We start from the raw sequence: 16,193 nt of genomic DNA, 5'->3' as shown, positions 1-16,193 counted from the left end.
GGCCTGCCCGCGTGTTGGGAACCGAATCGGGGTCCGGGGCGCGGAGGGTCTGAATGACCAGGAACGCGGAGCATCGATGAGAGTCGTCTGGGAGCGGTTGCGGCGCCATCCGGGCGCATTGACGCGGTTGCTGTTCGCCGCGTTGATGATCAACATGCTCGGCATCGCCTCCTCGCTGTATACCATTCAGGTGCTCAACCGTTACGTGGTGTACGGGGTCACCGGCACGCTGCTCACCTTGACCGGGGGCGTGGTGCTGGCGATTCTGGGCGAGCTGGTCTTTCGGAGCGTGCGGTTGAGCCTGGCTGCGGAGATCTCCCGCGACGAGGAGACCCGTCTGACCATCGGGCTGTTCGGACTGCTTCTCACCGCGCCCCTGGAGACGTTGCGGCAACGTCCGGTCGAGGAGTTGGAGGCGTTGGTGCGCGGCGTCGAGCAGGAGGCCAACACCCTGGGCGCGGCCAACATCGCGGCCTTGACCGATCTGCCCTATCTGGCCCTGTTCGTGGGGATCATCGCCCTGCTGGCTCCGTCCCTGGCTTTGGTGACCCTGCTGGTGATGCTTCTGCTGGTTGCGGCGGGTTGGTTCGGACAGCGCCGCATGAACGTTCCGGTTCGGGCCTGGCACGCGATCAACCAGCGCCAGTCCGGATTGCTGGCCACGGCCCTGCGCGCTCCCGAAAGCGTGCGCCACTTCGGCGGCAGGGAACTTCTGATGGGCGGCTGGAGTCAGGTGGTCCACGAGGCGGCCCACATCCGACGGCGGATGGCCCTCGCGGGGGGGGGCGCGGCTTCCTGGGCCCAGGCGCTCCAGTCCGTGGGGAACGTGGCGCTTACCGGGGTGGGGGCGCTGCTGGTCGTGGATGGCCGATTGGACGTGGGTTCGCTGATCGGGGTGAACATTCTGGCGGGACGCGCCTTCGGGCCGATTGGACGTCTGGTCACCCTGGCCGAGGCTTTCAAGAAGGCGGAGAGCACCTTGCGGGCGGCACGGGAGTTCGCCCGCGGGGTCGAGCCCGAATCGGAGAGCGGTTCCGCTCCCACGGCGTGTCGCGGTGACCTCTCCTTGCGCGAGGTGACGATGCAGTGGCCGGGTCGTCCGGTGGCCCTCATCCGGGCGCTCTCCGTGGAGATTCCCGCCGGAACGATCTGTGTGGTCACCGGACCGAACGGTTCGGGCAAATCGACCTTGTTGGCGCTCATGACCGGGCTCATGCGACCAACCGGAGGGCAGATCCTGGTGGATGGGATCGAGATGCGTCAGTTGGCCCCGGAGTGGCGTCGCCGCCGGTTGGGCTATCTGCCCCAGGAGCCGACCTTTCTGGATGGATCCTTGCGGGAGAATCTTCTCGCGGTGGAGGGATCGCTGGACGAGGAGCGCATGCGCGCCCTGTTGACGAGCGTGGGGGCCGGGCGGTTTCTGGCCGAGCATCCGGCGGGTCTGGATCTGGCTCTCGGTCACGATGGTCGGGAGGTGCCGCCGGGGATCCGACGCCGCTTCGCCCTGGCCCGCGCCCTGGCCGGCGATGCGCCGGTGATGCTGCTCGACGAACCTACCGAGGGGTTGGATCGGGAGGCCACCACCCAGGTGTATGGCCTGTTGATCGAACTGGCCCGGCGTGGCAAGACCCTGATCATCGCCTCCCATGACGAGAGCATCCTCCAGGGGGCGGGGCGGGTGATCGATCTGGGGCGTCGGGGAGGTGGATCGTGAGCGGGGTCCGGCGGTTGGGCGGGCGCGGCTTTCCGCCGGGTGCGCGGCGCCTCTCGCGGCGCGGATGCCGCTGATGGGCGACGAACCCTCCATGCTCGATCGGCACGCCCGGCGTCTGTTGCTGGTGAGCGCGATTTTTTTCGGCCTCCTGCTGTTCTGGGCCGCCCATGCCCCCCTGGATGTGACCACCCAGGCCCAGGGGGTGGTGATGCCCAGTTCGCGGGTCAAGTCGATTCAGCACCTCGAGGGCGGGATCGTTCAGGAGATCCTGGTCCGGGAGGGGGAGACCGTGCGCCGCGACCAGCCGTTGTTGCGGTTGGATCCGGTCCGTTCCAACGCCGATTTCGAGGAGCTGAAACGGCGTTTGCTGGGACTTCTGGCCGAGATGGGCCGGTTGAGCGCCGAGGTGGAGGAGCGCGACGCGCCCCGGTTCGACCCGGAGGTGATCGAGGGAGATCCGGAGCGGGTCAGGACCGAACAGGCCACCTTTCAGGCGCGGCGCGAACGGTTCGCCCATGAACTCTCCACCTTGAAGAGCACGGTGAGCCAGCGCGAACAGGAACTGGTCGAAAACCGCATCCGCCTGGAGAGCAATCAGAAGATTCTGGCGACCGTGAGCGATCAGGTCGAGATCAGCCGGAAGATGATGGAAGGAAAACTGACCAGCCGCATGAACCATCTGGAACTGGTGCGGCAGCAGCGCAACATCGAGGGGCAGATCGCCGCCGACAAGGCGGCGCAGCCCCGTTTGAACGCGGCGCTCAAGGAGTCGCGGGAGCGGGCCGACTCGCTGCGGGCCAATTTTCTGGAGAGCGCGCGCAAGGAGTTGACCCAGGCCCGGCAGAATTACGAGGAGCAGTCCCAACGTCTGAAGAAATTCCGTCAGGCCCAGGATCTGACCATCCTCCGTTCGCCGGTGGAGGGGATTGTCAAGAGCATGGCCGTGTCCACCGAGGGCGGGGTGATCGGCCCTGGCCAGACGGTGATGGAGATCGTGCCGGTCGAGGATCGCCTGATCATCGACGCCCGTCTGCCGGTACAGGACATCGGCTATGTGCATGCCGGGCAGCGGGTGTGGGTCTCCCTCAACTCCCAGGACGCGGTGCTGTTCGGTCGCATCGCCGGCGAGGTGGAGGGGGTGAGTCCGGATGCGCTGGTCACCTCGGAGGGCAAGACCTTCTACCGGATTCGCATCGTCACGGAGCGGAATCGCTTCGAGGCCAAGGAGCAGAGTTATGCGTTGTATCCCGGCGTGCAGGTGGTGTGCATGATCCTGATCGGCAGCCGGACCGTGTTGGACTATCTGTTGACCCCGTGGTTGCGTTCGTTGCAGGCCACTTTTCAGGAACGTTGAAGGCATGAAACGGTTGATTCCAGGTGAGAGGCGGAAGGTATCGCGGGTGCGGCTGGGGCTCGTGGCCGGCTTGTTGGCTTGCGGCCTGATCACCCCGGCGTGGGCCGAGGATTGCCGCGGCCTGACGGAACGGATGTTGGAGCAGCATCCGCGTCTGCTGGCGGCCAAGCGGGACGTGGAGGCGGCGCGGGCGAATGTCGGCAAGGTGCGCGGTGGCTGGTTCCCGGATTTCAAGGTGAACGGCGCCACGGGTCAGGAGAAGCGCAAGCCGGCCAATGGCGGCAAACGGACCGAGATGGAGGCCCAAACCCTGACGATGACGCTGAATCAACTCCTCTGGGACTTTGGCAAGACCCATGCCGAGTTTTCCAAGGCGGAGTTGTCGCGGTTGCAGTCGGAGTTGACGCTGGCCAATCAACGGGCGGATCTGATTCTGGACGCGGCCACCACCTGCGTGAATCTTCTGAAACACCATCGAGCCCTGGCGTTCGCCGAGCAGTCGGTGGAGAACATCCGCAAGCAGACCGGTCTGGAGGAGAGCCGGGTGGAGTTGGGCGGCGGCCTTGAGACCGATGCCTTGCAGGCGCGCAGCCAGTTGTCCGGAGCCCAGGCGCGTCTGGCGCGGGCCAAGGGTTCGGTGAACACCGCCATCAACCACTTCCGCACCCTGTTCGAGGTGGAGCCGGGTCCGCCGGAGACGCTTTTCGAGCTGGCCAATCCGGCCAACCGTCTGCCTCCCAGCCTGGAGGAGGTGTTGGCCCGGACCCGTGACGGCAACCTGCAGATCCAGATCGCCCAGGTGGCGGTGACCACCAGTGAGATGGAGAAGGCGCGGGTGATCGGCGCGGAGTTGTCGCCGAGGGTGGGTGCCGTGGTGGAGAAGAAGTACAAGGAGGACGCCGAGGGGGTGCAGGGCAATCAGCAGGAGTTGGCGGCCCGTGTGGAGATGAGCTACCCCTTCAATCTTGGTCTGGCCGGATTCCATGCGCTCGATGGGGCGCGGGAGGGGATGGCCGCCGCCGGGAACCGTCTGGAGGATGCCCGGCGTCAGAGCGAGGAGCAGGCGCGCAACGGTTGGGAGACGATTCGCACGGCCCAGGAGAACGCTGAATTCCTGGAAAACCAGGCGCGCATTGCGGCTGAGTTTCTGCGCATGGCCCGTCAGGAGCGTCTGCACGGTGCCCGGTCGTTGATTGACGTGCTTTCCGGGGAGACCGGGTTGATCAATGCCCGGAGTGATGCCGAAACCGCCATGGCCGACGTGCTCGTGGCCCGTTTCGGATTGCTCAAGACCATGGGGGCGTTGGACCTGGAGCTTCTGCAACGCGGCAAGCGGTTCGAGATGCCCAGGGGAGATGCCTTGGAGAATGAGGTGAAGCCGGGGGAGTCGGTTTCCGAGGGCAACAAGGAGGCTCCGGTGAAGAAAGCGGCGGGAAAGAGAGCGGCGGACAAGAAACCGGTCTCCAAGAAAGCGCCGGCAGAGTGATGGTCAATTCGGCTGACAGGTGAACGGGGTCAGGGGCCAGGGGCCCCTGGTGGGGTTTGGGGCGAAGTTTTGAGGTTTTGATTTTATATGACGTTGGCTTGGATTTTTGCGCGCTTTTTCATGATAATCATTTTTTGCGTCTTTTGTGAAAAACGCGCAAGCGCGCGTTTATATGCGCCATGATTTGTTGCCGTTTTTTGGCAACGAATCATGGCGCATGGCTCGTGGCATTGGGATGATCGCTTTCACCGGCCAGTATTGAACCATGGACGGTGGTCGATGAAAACAACACCAATAATCGTAAAACTGGACAATCAGGCCTGGAGAGACATTATGAAATTCATGAACAAGGAAAACGAATACACTGAAGAAGTTTCTTCATTGGTATGGTTGTGGGTTCTTTTGTTTGGCATGTTCTATTTCGCTGTTAAAGGCGTATGGCGTCATGTTTTAATTTCCTTGATTCTTAGCATGATTACCTTGGGAATTTCATGGCTTGTTTATCCGTTTTTTGCCAAAGGGATCATGCGTAAACATTATTTGAGAATGGGATGGGTTGAAGTTCCTGAATAATCGACCTGCCGGTTCAAGGCTTGGGGCACGCGCAAACGAACAGACCATGCAGCAAAGGCTCTCTGCAACGGATGTTTGACCGGTTGCAAGAGAGCGAATTCTGAATCATTTTTCGTTACCCTTTATGATAGGCTCGTCACGAATGTCCCCGCCCCCCTTCGACGCAATCATCGTTGGCGCCGGTCTTGGCGGCCTGGTGGCCGGCGCGCTGCTGGCCCAGGGCGGTCGCCGCGTGCAGCTGCTCGAGCGACACGACAAATTCGGTGGCGCGGCCACCACCTTCAAACGCCGTGACCTCCAGGTCGAAGCCAGCCTGTGCATGCTGGACGGACTGGACCCCCAGGATTTCAAGACCCCGGTGTTTGCCAAGCTCGGACTGCTCGAGGCGGTCCCGGTGGCCACCTCGGAAACGTTCTATAATTTACGCCATCCCCTGTTGAATGGCGATTTCCGCCTGCCACGCGGCCATGACGCCGCCATCGAGGCGGTCACGAACCGTTTTCCACACCACGAAAAGGGGATTCGCACCTATTTTTCCACGATCCGGCATCTGCGCAACACCCGCAACCAGAACTACATCCAGCAGCTCAAATGGGGCCAGACACCCTTGAGCGATCTGGCCGACATTCAGACCGCCCTGTTGGAGTCCGCCGGGATTCCGCCGTCACCGGCCACTCCGCAACAGCAGCTCGACACCCTGAATGCGGCGCAAAAGATCTCCATGCGCCGTTTTCTCACCACCCTGTTCGGGGCCGACGAGGCGATCCAGTTCGCGTTGTGCGCCAATCTGCAATTTTTCACCGAGAGTCTGGAGCTGATCTCGTTGTTCGATTTTTCGCTCTCCCAGGCCTCCTATCACTACGGCGCCCACTACATCCGCGGCGGTTCGCAACGGTTGAGCGACCAGTTGGCGGGGATCATCCGGGCGCATGGCGGCGAGGCCTGGACGCGCCGCGAGGTGAGCCATCTCCTGACCGAGGGGGAGCGGGTGGTGGGCGTGGCGCATCGCAAGGCCGGAATCATCGGTTCGGGCCGGGAGGCGAGTCAGCCCGATCCGCAGGAGAGCCGTGCCCGGATGGTGCTGGGCAACGCCACGCCACGGGTGATGCGCGACCTTTTGCCCGAGGCGTTGCGGGGGCGGTTCTATCGGCCCTACGAGGGGTTGGCGGCGGATCTTTCCAACTGGACGATCTATCTCGGCTTTGATGGACCGCCCAGCCGCTTCGGAGTGGGGGAGTATGCCCAGTTCATCTTTCCCGAGTGGATGGACAGCATGCAGAAGATGCCGGAGAGCGCCACACTCATGGGTCTGCCCCCCGGCAGTCGCGAGGCGCCTTTCTTGTTTTGTGATTACAGCCAGCTCGGCGAGATGAGCGGCGCGCACGGGCAGTGCCTGGGGCTGATGAACTGGATCGATCGTTTGAGCAACTGGCCCACCGACGAGGCGGCCTACCAGGCCCACAAGGCCGGCTGGCTCGAGGCCCTGATCGCGGCCCTGGACCGGGCCTTTCCGGGGATCGCCGGGAGCGTCGTCTACAAGGAGATGGCCACGCCGCGCACGGTGCGCAACTATCTGAACGATCCTCTGGGCGGGGTTCACGGCTTCGGGGATCCGGGCGTGGCCAACCGGAGCGGTTCGGCCTTTCAACGCGGTTGCCAGACCGGCATCGACGGGTTGCTGCTGGCCTCGTCGTTCGCCTTCGGGCCGGGCTACAGCAAGGCGATCCTGACCGGGACCGTGGCTGCGGAGATGACTTTCAAGGCTTTGAAACGTGGGGTATGATGGTTTTTTGTTCGGCCTTCGACGCACGTTCCAATGCAACCGGAAGCACGGGAAGACAACACGGATGACCTGGGCGAGGTCCGTCACGGGTGATCCTTGGAAAAGGGTGTAAGCACGATGGAAGTCGAGATGTTGAGCGGTCATGTGCGCGCGGCGTTGCGGGCGCTGGACGAGGGACGGGCGGTGGAGCGCGCCGGGATTCGCGCCGGTCTGGAGTTGGTCTTCGGGCGGGCGGTCGCCGAGGCGGAGATCGATGCCGCCATCACCCAGTTGCGGCTGATTCCCTCCTTCATGAGCCTGGAGGAGCGGGTGGAACTGGTGCTCGAATCCCTCTCCGGGGCCACGGACGAAAAACCGTTTCTGCACGAGGAGCAGCAGGCGGTGGACGAACTGTTCGCCGCCGTGGAGCGTGCGGAGCCCTTTTCGTTGCGGGTGCGGCACGATTTCGGGGTGTTGAGCCCCTGGCATGCGACCTGTCTGGCCGAGGCGATCCGGGAAGGACGGCTGACCCGCGCGGATGCCTTGTCCATGCTTCTGGATGGGGAGCGGTTGACCGCCCATCTGGCCGGATTCAACGCGATGCGTCTGCCCCTGGAGTTCCGCACCACCGACCACAACGGCATGCCTCGGGTGACCCGCGATCTGGAGCCGGTCGTTTTTCAGGAGGCGGTCGAGATCGCCACGCCGGGTCGTCCGTTCCGGATGGCGATCGCCAACGAGAGCGAGCTGCGTCAGGTGGCGATTCCGGAGCCGGAGACCGTGGCCTGGCTGGATGAGACCATCACCCCGGAGAGCGTGCTGTACGACGTGGGGGCCAATGTCGGCTATTATGCCCTGCACGCGGTGAGTCTGCATGCGGGGGTGCGCGCCGTGGCCTTCGAACCTGCGCCTCTGAACGTGGCGCGACTCAACACCAACATCCATCTCAACCGGCTGGGCGGAGCGGTCATGGCCTTTCCGATCGCCTTGTCGGATGTGTCCGGCGTGCTGCGTTTCGGCAACTCCTATTTTGTTGGCGGCGGCTGGTCGCATCGTGGCATCGATGACCGCCAGGGGATTCCCGGCGAGACCTTTTTTTCCGGTTGCGTGGCCTATGCCTTGGATGATTTCGTGCGCGCCGCCCCGTTCCTGCCGTTTCCGACCCATCTGAAGATCGATGTCGATGGCCCGGAGCTTAAAGTGTTGCGCGGGGCCATGGCCACCCTGGCCGATCCGCGTCTGCGACATCTGTTGATCGAGATGCGCGCGGATGAGGAGGTGCTTGAGGCCGAACGGCTGCTCGCGACCGTGGGTTGGCGCCTGGTCGGCGCACGCGGCTCCGGCCTCGGCAACCGGATTTTCGCCCGCGCCTGATCCGTCCACGCCACGCGGCAACCGGATGTTCGCCCGCGCCCGATCCGTCCACGCCACGCGGCAGCCGGATTTTCGCCCGCGCCCGATCCGTCCACGCCATCGTGCGACCGGTCAGGGAAGGATCCTCCCGGACTCCCACCCGCCCCCGCCCGGTCAGAAATGCCCGCTGTCGGCAATCCGTGCCCGTCTCTCATCCCCGCGTCACGCCCGCATGCTTGTGTTTGCCCGCTTTCCCTTGGCGTGGACATGGGGAAGAGGATTTGTCCGACGGTTGAAGAATGTTATCGAAATGGAACATTTCTTGAATGCCTTTCCAGAGTGTTGGGTTGGAAGGGCTTGTCCGGCGTGCAAACGTTGCCGGATCCTCGGGGATTGACCGTTTTTTGACAGCCTGATGGATGGAATGGACCATGAGTCGCGATGTCTATCGGATCGACAGCCATAAATTGATCTATCACCCGGAGCGGGCCGCGCGGGTGTTGGCTCATCAAGGGGATTGGGAGAAGGCCAAGGGGATCTATCCGATCTACGTGGAGATCGCCACGGTCGGGGCCTGCAACCACCGTTGCGTTTTCTGTGCGGTCGATTATGTCGGCTACCAGTCGGTGCGCATCGACGTGGGGTTGCTCGAGAAGCGGTTGCCGGAGATGGGGCGGCTCGGGGTCAAGAGCATCATGTATGCCGGCGAGGGGGAGCCTCTGTTGCACAAGGAGATGGCCCGCATCGTCACCCTGACCAGGCAGGCCGGCATCGACGTGGCATTTACCACCAATGCCACGGTGATGCCACCGGGTTTTATCGATACCCTGGAGTCGATCTCCTGGATCAAGGCGTCGATCAACGCCGGCACCGCCGCGACCTACGCGGCGTTGCACCAGACCCGGGAGAGTGATTTCGCCAAGGCCATCGAGCACATGCGCGCCATGGTGGAGAAGAAGCGCCGCGACGGGTTGAAGGTGGTGCTTGGGGCGCAGATGCTTCTTCTGGAGGAGAACCAGCACGAGATCGGGGATCTGGCCCGGATCTGCCGGGACGAGATCGGACTGGATTATCTGGTGGTCAAGCCCTACTCCCAGCATCTGTTCAGCAAGACGCGCCGTTACGAGGAGTTCTCCTACGAGGGGTTCGAGGGGATCGAGAAATCCCTGTCCCATTGGAATACGGATCGATTCTCCTTGATCTTCCGTTGGCACACCATGGCCAAGATGCGTTCCGCCGAGCGGTATCAGCGCTGCTATGCCACCCCATTCTTGTGGGGCTTCGTGATGGCGGATGGTCGGGTGTTCGGGTGCAGCGCCTTTTTGTTGGACGAGCGGTTCGGGTATGGCAACCTGAACGAGCAGAGTTTCCAGGAGATCTGGGAGGGAGAGGCGCGGCGCAAGAGTTTCGAGTATATCCAGAAGGAACTCGACATCTCCGCCTGCCGGGTCAACTGCCGCATGGACGAGATCAACCGTTATCTGCACGCGATCGACACCCAATCCGTGCCGCACATCAATTTCATATGATTTTCACTCGGGTTGCGTCATGAATCAAACCGCGCTTGCCACCGCCGACCTGCTGGCCATCCATCGGAACATGACCCTGATCCGTCTGGTCGAGGAGGGGATCGCCAGTCGTTATCGCGAGGACGGACAGTTGATGCGTTGTCCGGTCCATTTGTGTCTGGGACAGGAGGCGATCGCCAGCGGCGTGGGGGCGCATTTGCGCAGTGCGGACGGTTTGTTCGGCGCGCACCGTTCTCATGGTCACTATCTGGCCAAGGGTGGGGCGTTGCAGCCGTTTCTCGACGAACTGTACGGACGCCGCACCGGCTGTTGTCGGGGCCGGGGTGGATCGATGCATCTGGTGGACCAGGAGGCCGGTTTTTTGGGCGCCACCCCGATCGTGGGGGATACGGTACCGTTGGCCGTGGGGGTGGCCTGGGCGGAACGGATGCGCGGCAGTGACAACATCGGCGCGGTCTTCTTCGGAGATGGATGCTTCGAGGAGGGGGTGGTTCACGAGGTGATGAACTTCGCGGTGTTGAAGAAAATCCCGGTGCTTTTTCTATGCGAAAACAATCAGTATGCCTGTTATACCCATGTGGGGGAGCGGCAGCCGGAGCGGTCCATCCACGGCATCGCCAGGGCTCACGGTCTGGCGGTCTGGCAGGTGGATGGCAACGACGTGGAGGCGGTGTGGGCTGCTGCGGGCGCGGCGGTGGCGCGGGCGCGGGCGGGTGAGGGGCCGGCCTTTCTGGAGTTCGCCACCTACCGCATGGTGCAGCATTGCGGACCGGACGACGATTCGGATCTGGGGTATCATCCCGCCGGGGCGATGGAGGCGTGGCGCGAGCGGTGTCCGTTGCGGCTTGCCGAGGCCCGTTTGATCGAGCGGGGCGTGGAGCGTGCGACCTTGGACGCCTTGCGCGCCGAGGTTCAGGCCGAGGTGGATGCCGGCTTCGAGCGGGCCAGGGCCGCGCCGTTCCCGGATCCCGAGACGCGTGGGGACGGGGTGTTCGCTCCGGCTCCGGAGTGGCCGTCCACGTTGGAGAACCGTGCCGCGCCGCGTCTGATCCGGTGTGCCCAGGCGATCCGCGAGGCTACGGCCCAGGCGCTGGCTGCCGACGAACGGGTGTTTCTGATCGGCGAGGGGGTGCCGGAGCCGCACGGGATTTTCGGCACCACCAAGGATCTGATTCAGGAGTTCGGTCCGGCGCGGGTGATGGACATGCCGTTGTCCGAAAACGGGCTGACCGGGGCGTGCATCGGCGCGGCACTGGCCGGGATGCGACCGGTCATGGTGCATCAGCGCATCGACTTTTTGTATCTGGCCCTGGATCAATTGGCCAATGTGGCGGCCAAGTGGCATTACCTGTTCAACCGACCGGTGCCGTTGGTGTTGCGCACCATCATCGGGCGTGGCTGGGGCCAGGGTCCGCAGCATGCCCAGAGTCTTCAGGCGTTGTTCGGCCATATTCCGGGGTTGAAGGTGGTGATGCCGGTGACCGCGCGGGATGCCAAGGGGATGTTGTTGGCGGCCATCGACGATCCCAATCCGGTGTTGTTCATCGAGCATCGTTGGTTGCACGGGGTGTTGGGGGATGTGCCGGAAGCGCCGTATCGGCTGGCGTTGGACCGGGCGCGACTGGTGCGCAAGGGGCGGGATGTGACGGTGGCGGCCTACTCCTACATGGTTCTGGAGGCTTTGAAGGCTGCCGAGGTGTTGGCCGAGCACGACATCGAGGTGGAGGTGATCGATCTGTCGGTCGTGCAGCCGTTGGATCTGGCGCCGGTGTTGGCTTCGGTGCGCAAGACCGGTCGGCTGGTGGTGGCGGATACCGGTTGGACCAGTTGCGGCATGGGTGCCGAGGTGGTGGCGCGGGTGACGGAGCGATCCTTTCTGGAACTCGACAAGGCGCCGGTGCGGGTGGCCTATCCGGACCATCCGTTGCCCACTTCGCCGGTGTTGGCGCGGTATTACGATCCGGATGCGGAGAGCATTGCCAGGGCGATTCTGCCGTTGTTGCGGCGCAAGCGGCGTCCCAACGAGGAGGCGGTGTTCGGTCGTTTGCATCGGCAGGGGAATCGGGATGTGCCGAATGCCCAGTTCACCGGCCCGTTTTGAGGTGGGGATAAAAATCCGGTCTGATTCGTTGCCGGAATTCGGCAACCATGAGGTGTTGAATCTTTAGCAAGGGAGTGAATCATCGATGGCATCGATACCAAAACCCATCGCCGTGGTGACCGGTGGGGCCGGCTTCATCGGCAGCCACATGACCGACCTTTTGCTGCGGGAAGGGTACCAGGTGCGGGTGATCGACAACTTAAGCGGCGGACGGGAGTCCAATCTCGCCCACGCGGCCAGCAACCCGGATCTGAGCCTGGAGAAGTTGGATATCCGCGATCTGCAACCGGATCACCCGATCTTTCGCGGGGTGAACGAGGTGTATCACTTTGCCGGCATCGGCGATCTGGTCCCCTCCATCGAACAGCCCATCGACTACCTGGCGACCAACGTGCAAGGCACGGTGCGGGTTCTGGAGGCGACCCGGCATGGCGGGGAGGGGAGCCTGAAACGGTTCGTCTACGCGGCATCCTCCTCCTGTTACGGTCTGGCCGACACCCCCACCCCCGAAACCCATCCGATCCGACCCCAATACCCCTATGCGTTGAGCAAATATCTGGGCGAGCTGGCGGTGCTGCACTGGGGACAGGTGTATGGCATGCCGGTGAACGCCATGCGCATCTTCAACGCCTATGGTCCCAGGGTGCGCACCACCGGAGCCTATGGCGCGGTGTTCGGGGTGTTCTTTCGCCAGAAACTGGCCGGCAAACCCTATACCGTGGTGGGGGATGGGACCCAATCGCGGGATTTCATCTACGTCACCGACGTGGCTCAAGCGTTTTATCGGGCCGCCCAGGGGAACCATCCGGGGGAGATCTACAACATCGGCGCCGGCAAGCCCCAGACGGTGCTCCATCTGGTGGAGCTTCTGGGCGGGGAGGTGGTGTTCATCCCCAAACGACCCGGCGAGCCGGACTGCACCTGGGCCGATACCGACAAGATCACCCGCCAGCTCGGCTGGCAGCCGACGGTGGATTTTGCCACCGGGGTGGCCAACATGCTCGCCGAGATCGACAACTGGCGCGATGCCCCGTTGTGGGACAAGGAAAGCATTGCCCAGGCCACGGCTACCTGGTTCAAATATCTGGATAAACCTTAATCACGAGAACGGGCGGATTGGCGATGACGACCCAAACCAAGATCATCACGTTGCAGGAGCTGGCCGAGAAGAGCCGGCAGAGTCGGGAGCAGGGCGAACGGGTGGTGCTGTGCCACGGGGTGTTCGATCTGATCCACCCCGGTCATGTGCGTCATCTGCAAATGGCCCGCTCGTTCGGGGATCTTCTGGTGGTGACGATCACCGCCGATGCGTTCGTCAACAAAGGACCGGGACGCCCGATCTTCCCGGATACGCTGCGCGCCGAAAGCCTGGCGGCTTTGGATTGCGTGACCTGGGTGGCGGTCAACCATGCCACGACCGCGATTCCGGTGCTGCACGCGGTGCGTCCCTCGATCTACGTCAAGGGTCAGGACTACAAGAATCCGGAACAGGATATCAGCGGCAACATCTCCCTGGAACAGCGGGCGGTGGAGAGCCACGGCGGGGAGATGCGCTTCACCGAGGAGATTCTGTTCAGCTCCAGCGGCATCATCAACAACCACTTCGAGGTGTTCACCCCGGAGACCAAAGCCTGTTTGCAGGATTTTCGCGTCCGCTACCGCGCCGACGACATCATCGCCCGGTGCCAGGGGTTGCGTGACAAACGGGTGCTGGTGGTGGGCGAGGCGATCATCGACGAGTATTGCACCACCACCCCGATGGGACTGACCGGCAAGGGGGTGAACGTCATCGCCGCCCGCTACGAGTCCAACGAGCTGTTCGCGGGCGGGGCCATGGCGGTGGCCAACCATCTGGCCGGGTTTGTCGATCGGGTGACCCTGCTCTCCGGCGTGGGTCGGGACGACCCCTATGCCCCGTTCATCCGTTCCAAGCTGGCCCCGAACATCGAGACCGTCTTTTACGAATTTGAATCCGCGCCGACACTTCTGAAAAGAAGATTCATCGACAAGTCGATGAACAAGCTGTTCGAACTCTATTTCTACGAGGAGGAGCCCCTTTCCGAGACGCGGGAGGCCGAGGCGTGCGACTGGATCGCCAAGAATGCCGGATCGTTCGATCTGGTGGTGGTGCCGGATTACGGCAATGGGTTGATTTCGGCCAGGATGGTCCAGGCGTTGTGCGACCACGCCCGTTATCTGGCGGTCAACACCCAGGTGAACGGCGGCAATCGCGGCTATCATGTGATCACCCGCTATCCGCGCGCCGATTTCGTGGCGGTCAACGAGCCGGAGCTGCGTCTGGCCGCCCACAATCGTTTCGATCCGCTGGATGGACTGATGCGCACCATCAGCGCCAAGGTGCATGCCCAACAGTTCGCGGTGACCCAGGGGACCGCCGGCGCCTTGTGGCTGGATGGCACAACGGATCGCCTGCTCCACATTCCGGCCCTCTCCACCCGCATCGTCGATCGCGTGGGGGCAGGGGACAGTTTTCTTTCCCTGGCCAGCCTGTCGTTAAGCGGCGGCATCGAGCCGGAGCTGGCGCTCTTCATCGGCAGCGTGGCGGCAGCGTTGGACGTGCAGATCGTCTGCAACCGCGAACCCATTGCCCCGGTATCGATGTTTAAGTATATCAATACGTTGTTGAAGTGACGGGCCGGAGCGATTCTGGGCGTTCAGGTTAAGAAATCCGCTTGGCGAACGTCGCGTAGCGAGGCCAATAAGCCTGTCATGCGACCGGAGCGCGTTTTTTCGATCGTGCTGGAGGTTTCTGGGTCACCGACGAGGCGTCTTTGCTGGCCGATGAGGTCGGATGGGTGGCTTGGGTGAACTTGAACAACGGGATGCGAATGATCGGCCATTGGAGACGCATGGAGGACTCCTGGACGAACTGTCGCCAATAGGGCCATAAATTGAACAACACCGATGTCCTGGCGAACTCTTCCACGGTCTGGATCTCCGGCAGCGGCTCCTTGACGGCATAGGTTGCGACCATATGACACTCGATCACTCCAGCCGTGGTTGGTGGTGATTTCTCCTCCTTCTCCTGGCCGGCCAGCATCACGCCCATGGCATAGCGCACCTCAAGCCGTGCGGGTGTCTCTTCTGTGATCGTGAAGTGGTCCAGATCGTGCCTGCCAAGCAACCGCAGACCTTCCCCCTGGCGGATCAGGGCACGGTCGTCCGTTCTGGCGACAAAACCGTCCATATGGATCTCCAGGAGTTCCACCGAGTTCAGAAGGGCTCGTAACGATTCGTTCATGCCGCGATCCGCTTGGCATCATCCAGGGTGGTGGTCCCCTGAGGTTGATAGGTCAACGTTGCCTCGGGTTTTGTGGTCAAGGTCGTTTCGATGGGATTCCATTCAGAGGATGCGCTGGAGGCATAGCAACAATAACCATCCGATGCGTCGCACATACGGACGTTTTTGCCTTTAGGGCCTACGTGGACCCGGAGTTGACAGTCCAGCGCATTGGCCCAGCGCACCATGCTTTCGACCGTGAAATTGCCCTCGCCCCTGAAAATCTTGGAAACCTGAGGCGGCGAGACGCCTAACAGTGCGGCAAACTCTTTTTTGCTCAGTTTCTTCTTGAGCATGGCCTGGTAAAGATCGGTGGTGAAGTCCAGGATGACCCGTTCCTTCCAATAGTCGTCGTATTTTTCGGCTTCGGCAAAGAGATCCGCAAAGGATATCGTGCTCATCATTTTGTTCCTTGTTCGTCTGGCAGAATCGTGATCTCGTTTGATTTCTTGTCTGCTTCGTATTTGTTTTTGTTCGAAATCGCCAGAGAGATCTCAGGGGGTGGCGTTTTTTTGGTTGTTTTCAAGAAAGCATGGGAAAGGAGGATTATTTTTCCTTTATCATAAAACCAAAGAACTCTAATTTTCCCGACAATAAATTCCCAAATTCCATGATTTCTGTCAATCAAATGGCACTTGTCATCCGGTAAATCGTGAGGAGACCTGCTGCCATCGGCAATCGACTTGAGCAGCGCCAACAGACTTCTTTGGGATCCCTGATACTGCGCAGGGAGTTCGGCCAGAAACCGCAGCAACTGGCACTCTTTTCGATCATCGCACAGAGCACGTATATTCCAAGGGCCAGAAGCCTTGGTGACATTGCGCAGGATCATGGATTACCTTGTAGGTTAATTTTTTGCAAGTGTCAAGCCAATATGTTGCCGCACTTCCTGGTCTGGACAGTCGGTCGAAAGATCAATCCGAATCATACGGAATCGATTCAGGTTAATGCGGCAAATAACAGGTGTCAAGCCGTGTGGGGTGAAAAAAGGGGGGGATGGTTGCGCAGGAGTTTATGGCG

General features: G+C 62.1%; 13 protein-coding genes. 10 read left to right on the top strand and 3 right to left on the bottom strand.

Annotated elements, in window-relative coordinates; all coding sequences use genetic code 11:
- Nucleotides 1-76 precede the first annotated feature (76 nt).
- The 10 genes from ACOY6C_RS13830 to ACOY6C_RS13785 all read left to right on the top strand — a co-directional run bounded on the left by ACOY6C_RS13830 (nt 77) and on the right by ACOY6C_RS13785 (nt 14,524).
- Nucleotides 77-1,714: an ATP-binding cassette domain-containing protein gene (locus ACOY6C_RS13830; RefSeq protein WP_420906055.1), complete on the top strand. Its 1,638-nt coding sequence runs from the start codon at nt 77-79 to the stop codon at nt 1,712-1,714.
- A gap of 73 nt (nt 1,715-1,787) precedes the next feature.
- Nucleotides 1,788-3,068, top strand: coding sequence for an HlyD family type I secretion periplasmic adaptor subunit (locus ACOY6C_RS13825; RefSeq protein ID WP_420906054.1), 1,281 nt, complete (start codon nt 1,788-1,790; stop codon nt 3,066-3,068).
- Between the two features lie 4 nt (nt 3,069-3,072).
- Nucleotides 3,073-4,554 (top strand): TolC family protein, encoded by a 1,482-nt coding sequence (locus ACOY6C_RS13820; RefSeq protein ID WP_420906053.1) that lies wholly within the window; start codon nt 3,073-3,075, stop codon nt 4,552-4,554.
- Nucleotides 4,555-4,833: 279 nt separating this feature from the next.
- Nucleotides 4,834-5,127 carry a hypothetical protein gene (locus ACOY6C_RS13815; RefSeq protein WP_420906052.1) on the top strand — a complete coding sequence of 98 codons (294 nt, stop codon included), beginning with the start codon at nt 4,834-4,836 and terminating at the stop codon, nt 5,125-5,127.
- Between the two features lie 142 nt (nt 5,128-5,269).
- Nucleotides 5,270-6,910, top strand: coding sequence for a phytoene desaturase family protein (locus ACOY6C_RS13810; protein ID WP_420906051.1), 1,641 nt, complete (start codon nt 5,270-5,272; stop codon nt 6,908-6,910).
- A gap of 117 nt (nt 6,911-7,027) precedes the next feature.
- On the top strand, nt 7,028-8,263 hold the full coding sequence (locus tag ACOY6C_RS13805) for an FkbM family methyltransferase (RefSeq protein WP_420906050.1): 1,236 nt from the start codon (nt 7,028-7,030) through the stop codon (nt 8,261-8,263).
- A 410-nt stretch (nt 8,264-8,673) separates the two neighbouring features.
- Nucleotides 8,674-9,771: a radical SAM protein gene (locus tag ACOY6C_RS13800; RefSeq protein ID WP_420906049.1), complete on the top strand. Its 1,098-nt coding sequence runs from the start codon at nt 8,674-8,676 to the stop codon at nt 9,769-9,771.
- Between the two features lie 19 nt (nt 9,772-9,790).
- A complete protein-coding gene (locus ACOY6C_RS13795; protein WP_420906048.1) occupies nt 9,791-11,872 on the top strand; it encodes an alpha-ketoacid dehydrogenase subunit alpha/beta in 2,082 nt (693 codons plus the stop codon).
- 85 nt (nt 11,873-11,957) lie between these two features.
- On the top strand, nt 11,958-12,971 hold the full coding sequence (locus ACOY6C_RS13790) for a GDP-mannose 4,6-dehydratase (protein WP_420906047.1): 1,014 nt from the start codon (nt 11,958-11,960) through the stop codon (nt 12,969-12,971).
- Between the two features lie 23 nt (nt 12,972-12,994).
- Complete coding sequence (locus ACOY6C_RS13785; RefSeq protein ID WP_420906046.1) at nt 12,995-14,524, top strand: PfkB family carbohydrate kinase; 1,530 nt, start codon at nt 12,995-12,997, stop codon at nt 14,522-14,524.
- Between the two features lie 76 nt (nt 14,525-14,600).
- Here the strand turns inward: ACOY6C_RS13785 and ACOY6C_RS13780 are convergent, their stop codons facing one another.
- The 3 genes from ACOY6C_RS13780 to ACOY6C_RS13770 are packed head-to-tail and all read right to left on the bottom strand — an operon-like array spanning nt 14,601 to nt 16,005.
- A complete protein-coding gene (locus ACOY6C_RS13780) occupies nt 14,601-15,134 on the bottom strand; it encodes a hypothetical protein (protein ID WP_420906045.1) in 534 nt (177 codons plus the stop codon).
- Complete coding sequence (locus ACOY6C_RS13775) at nt 15,131-15,574, bottom strand: helix-turn-helix domain-containing protein (RefSeq protein WP_420906044.1); 444 nt, start codon at nt 15,572-15,574, stop codon at nt 15,131-15,133. Before ACOY6C_RS13775 ends, ACOY6C_RS13780 begins: the two co-directional genes overlap by 4 nt.
- Nucleotides 15,574-16,005, bottom strand: coding sequence for a type II toxin-antitoxin system RelE/ParE family toxin (locus tag ACOY6C_RS13770; RefSeq protein WP_420906043.1), 432 nt, complete (start codon nt 16,003-16,005; stop codon nt 15,574-15,576). The genes ACOY6C_RS13775 and ACOY6C_RS13770 overlap by 1 nt, the downstream gene beginning before the upstream one ends.
- Between the last annotated feature and the right edge of the window lie 188 nt (nt 16,006-16,193).

This window comes from Candidatus Magnetaquiglobus chichijimensis, from assembly GCF_045865675.1.
In the GTDB taxonomy this organism is placed as follows: Bacteria; Pseudomonadota; Magnetococcia; order Magnetococcales; family Magnetaquicoccaceae; genus Magnetaquiglobus; species Magnetaquiglobus chichijimensis.
The sequence above is the reverse complement of the archived record's forward strand: the minus strand, read 5'-3'. Positions and strand labels throughout refer to the sequence as shown.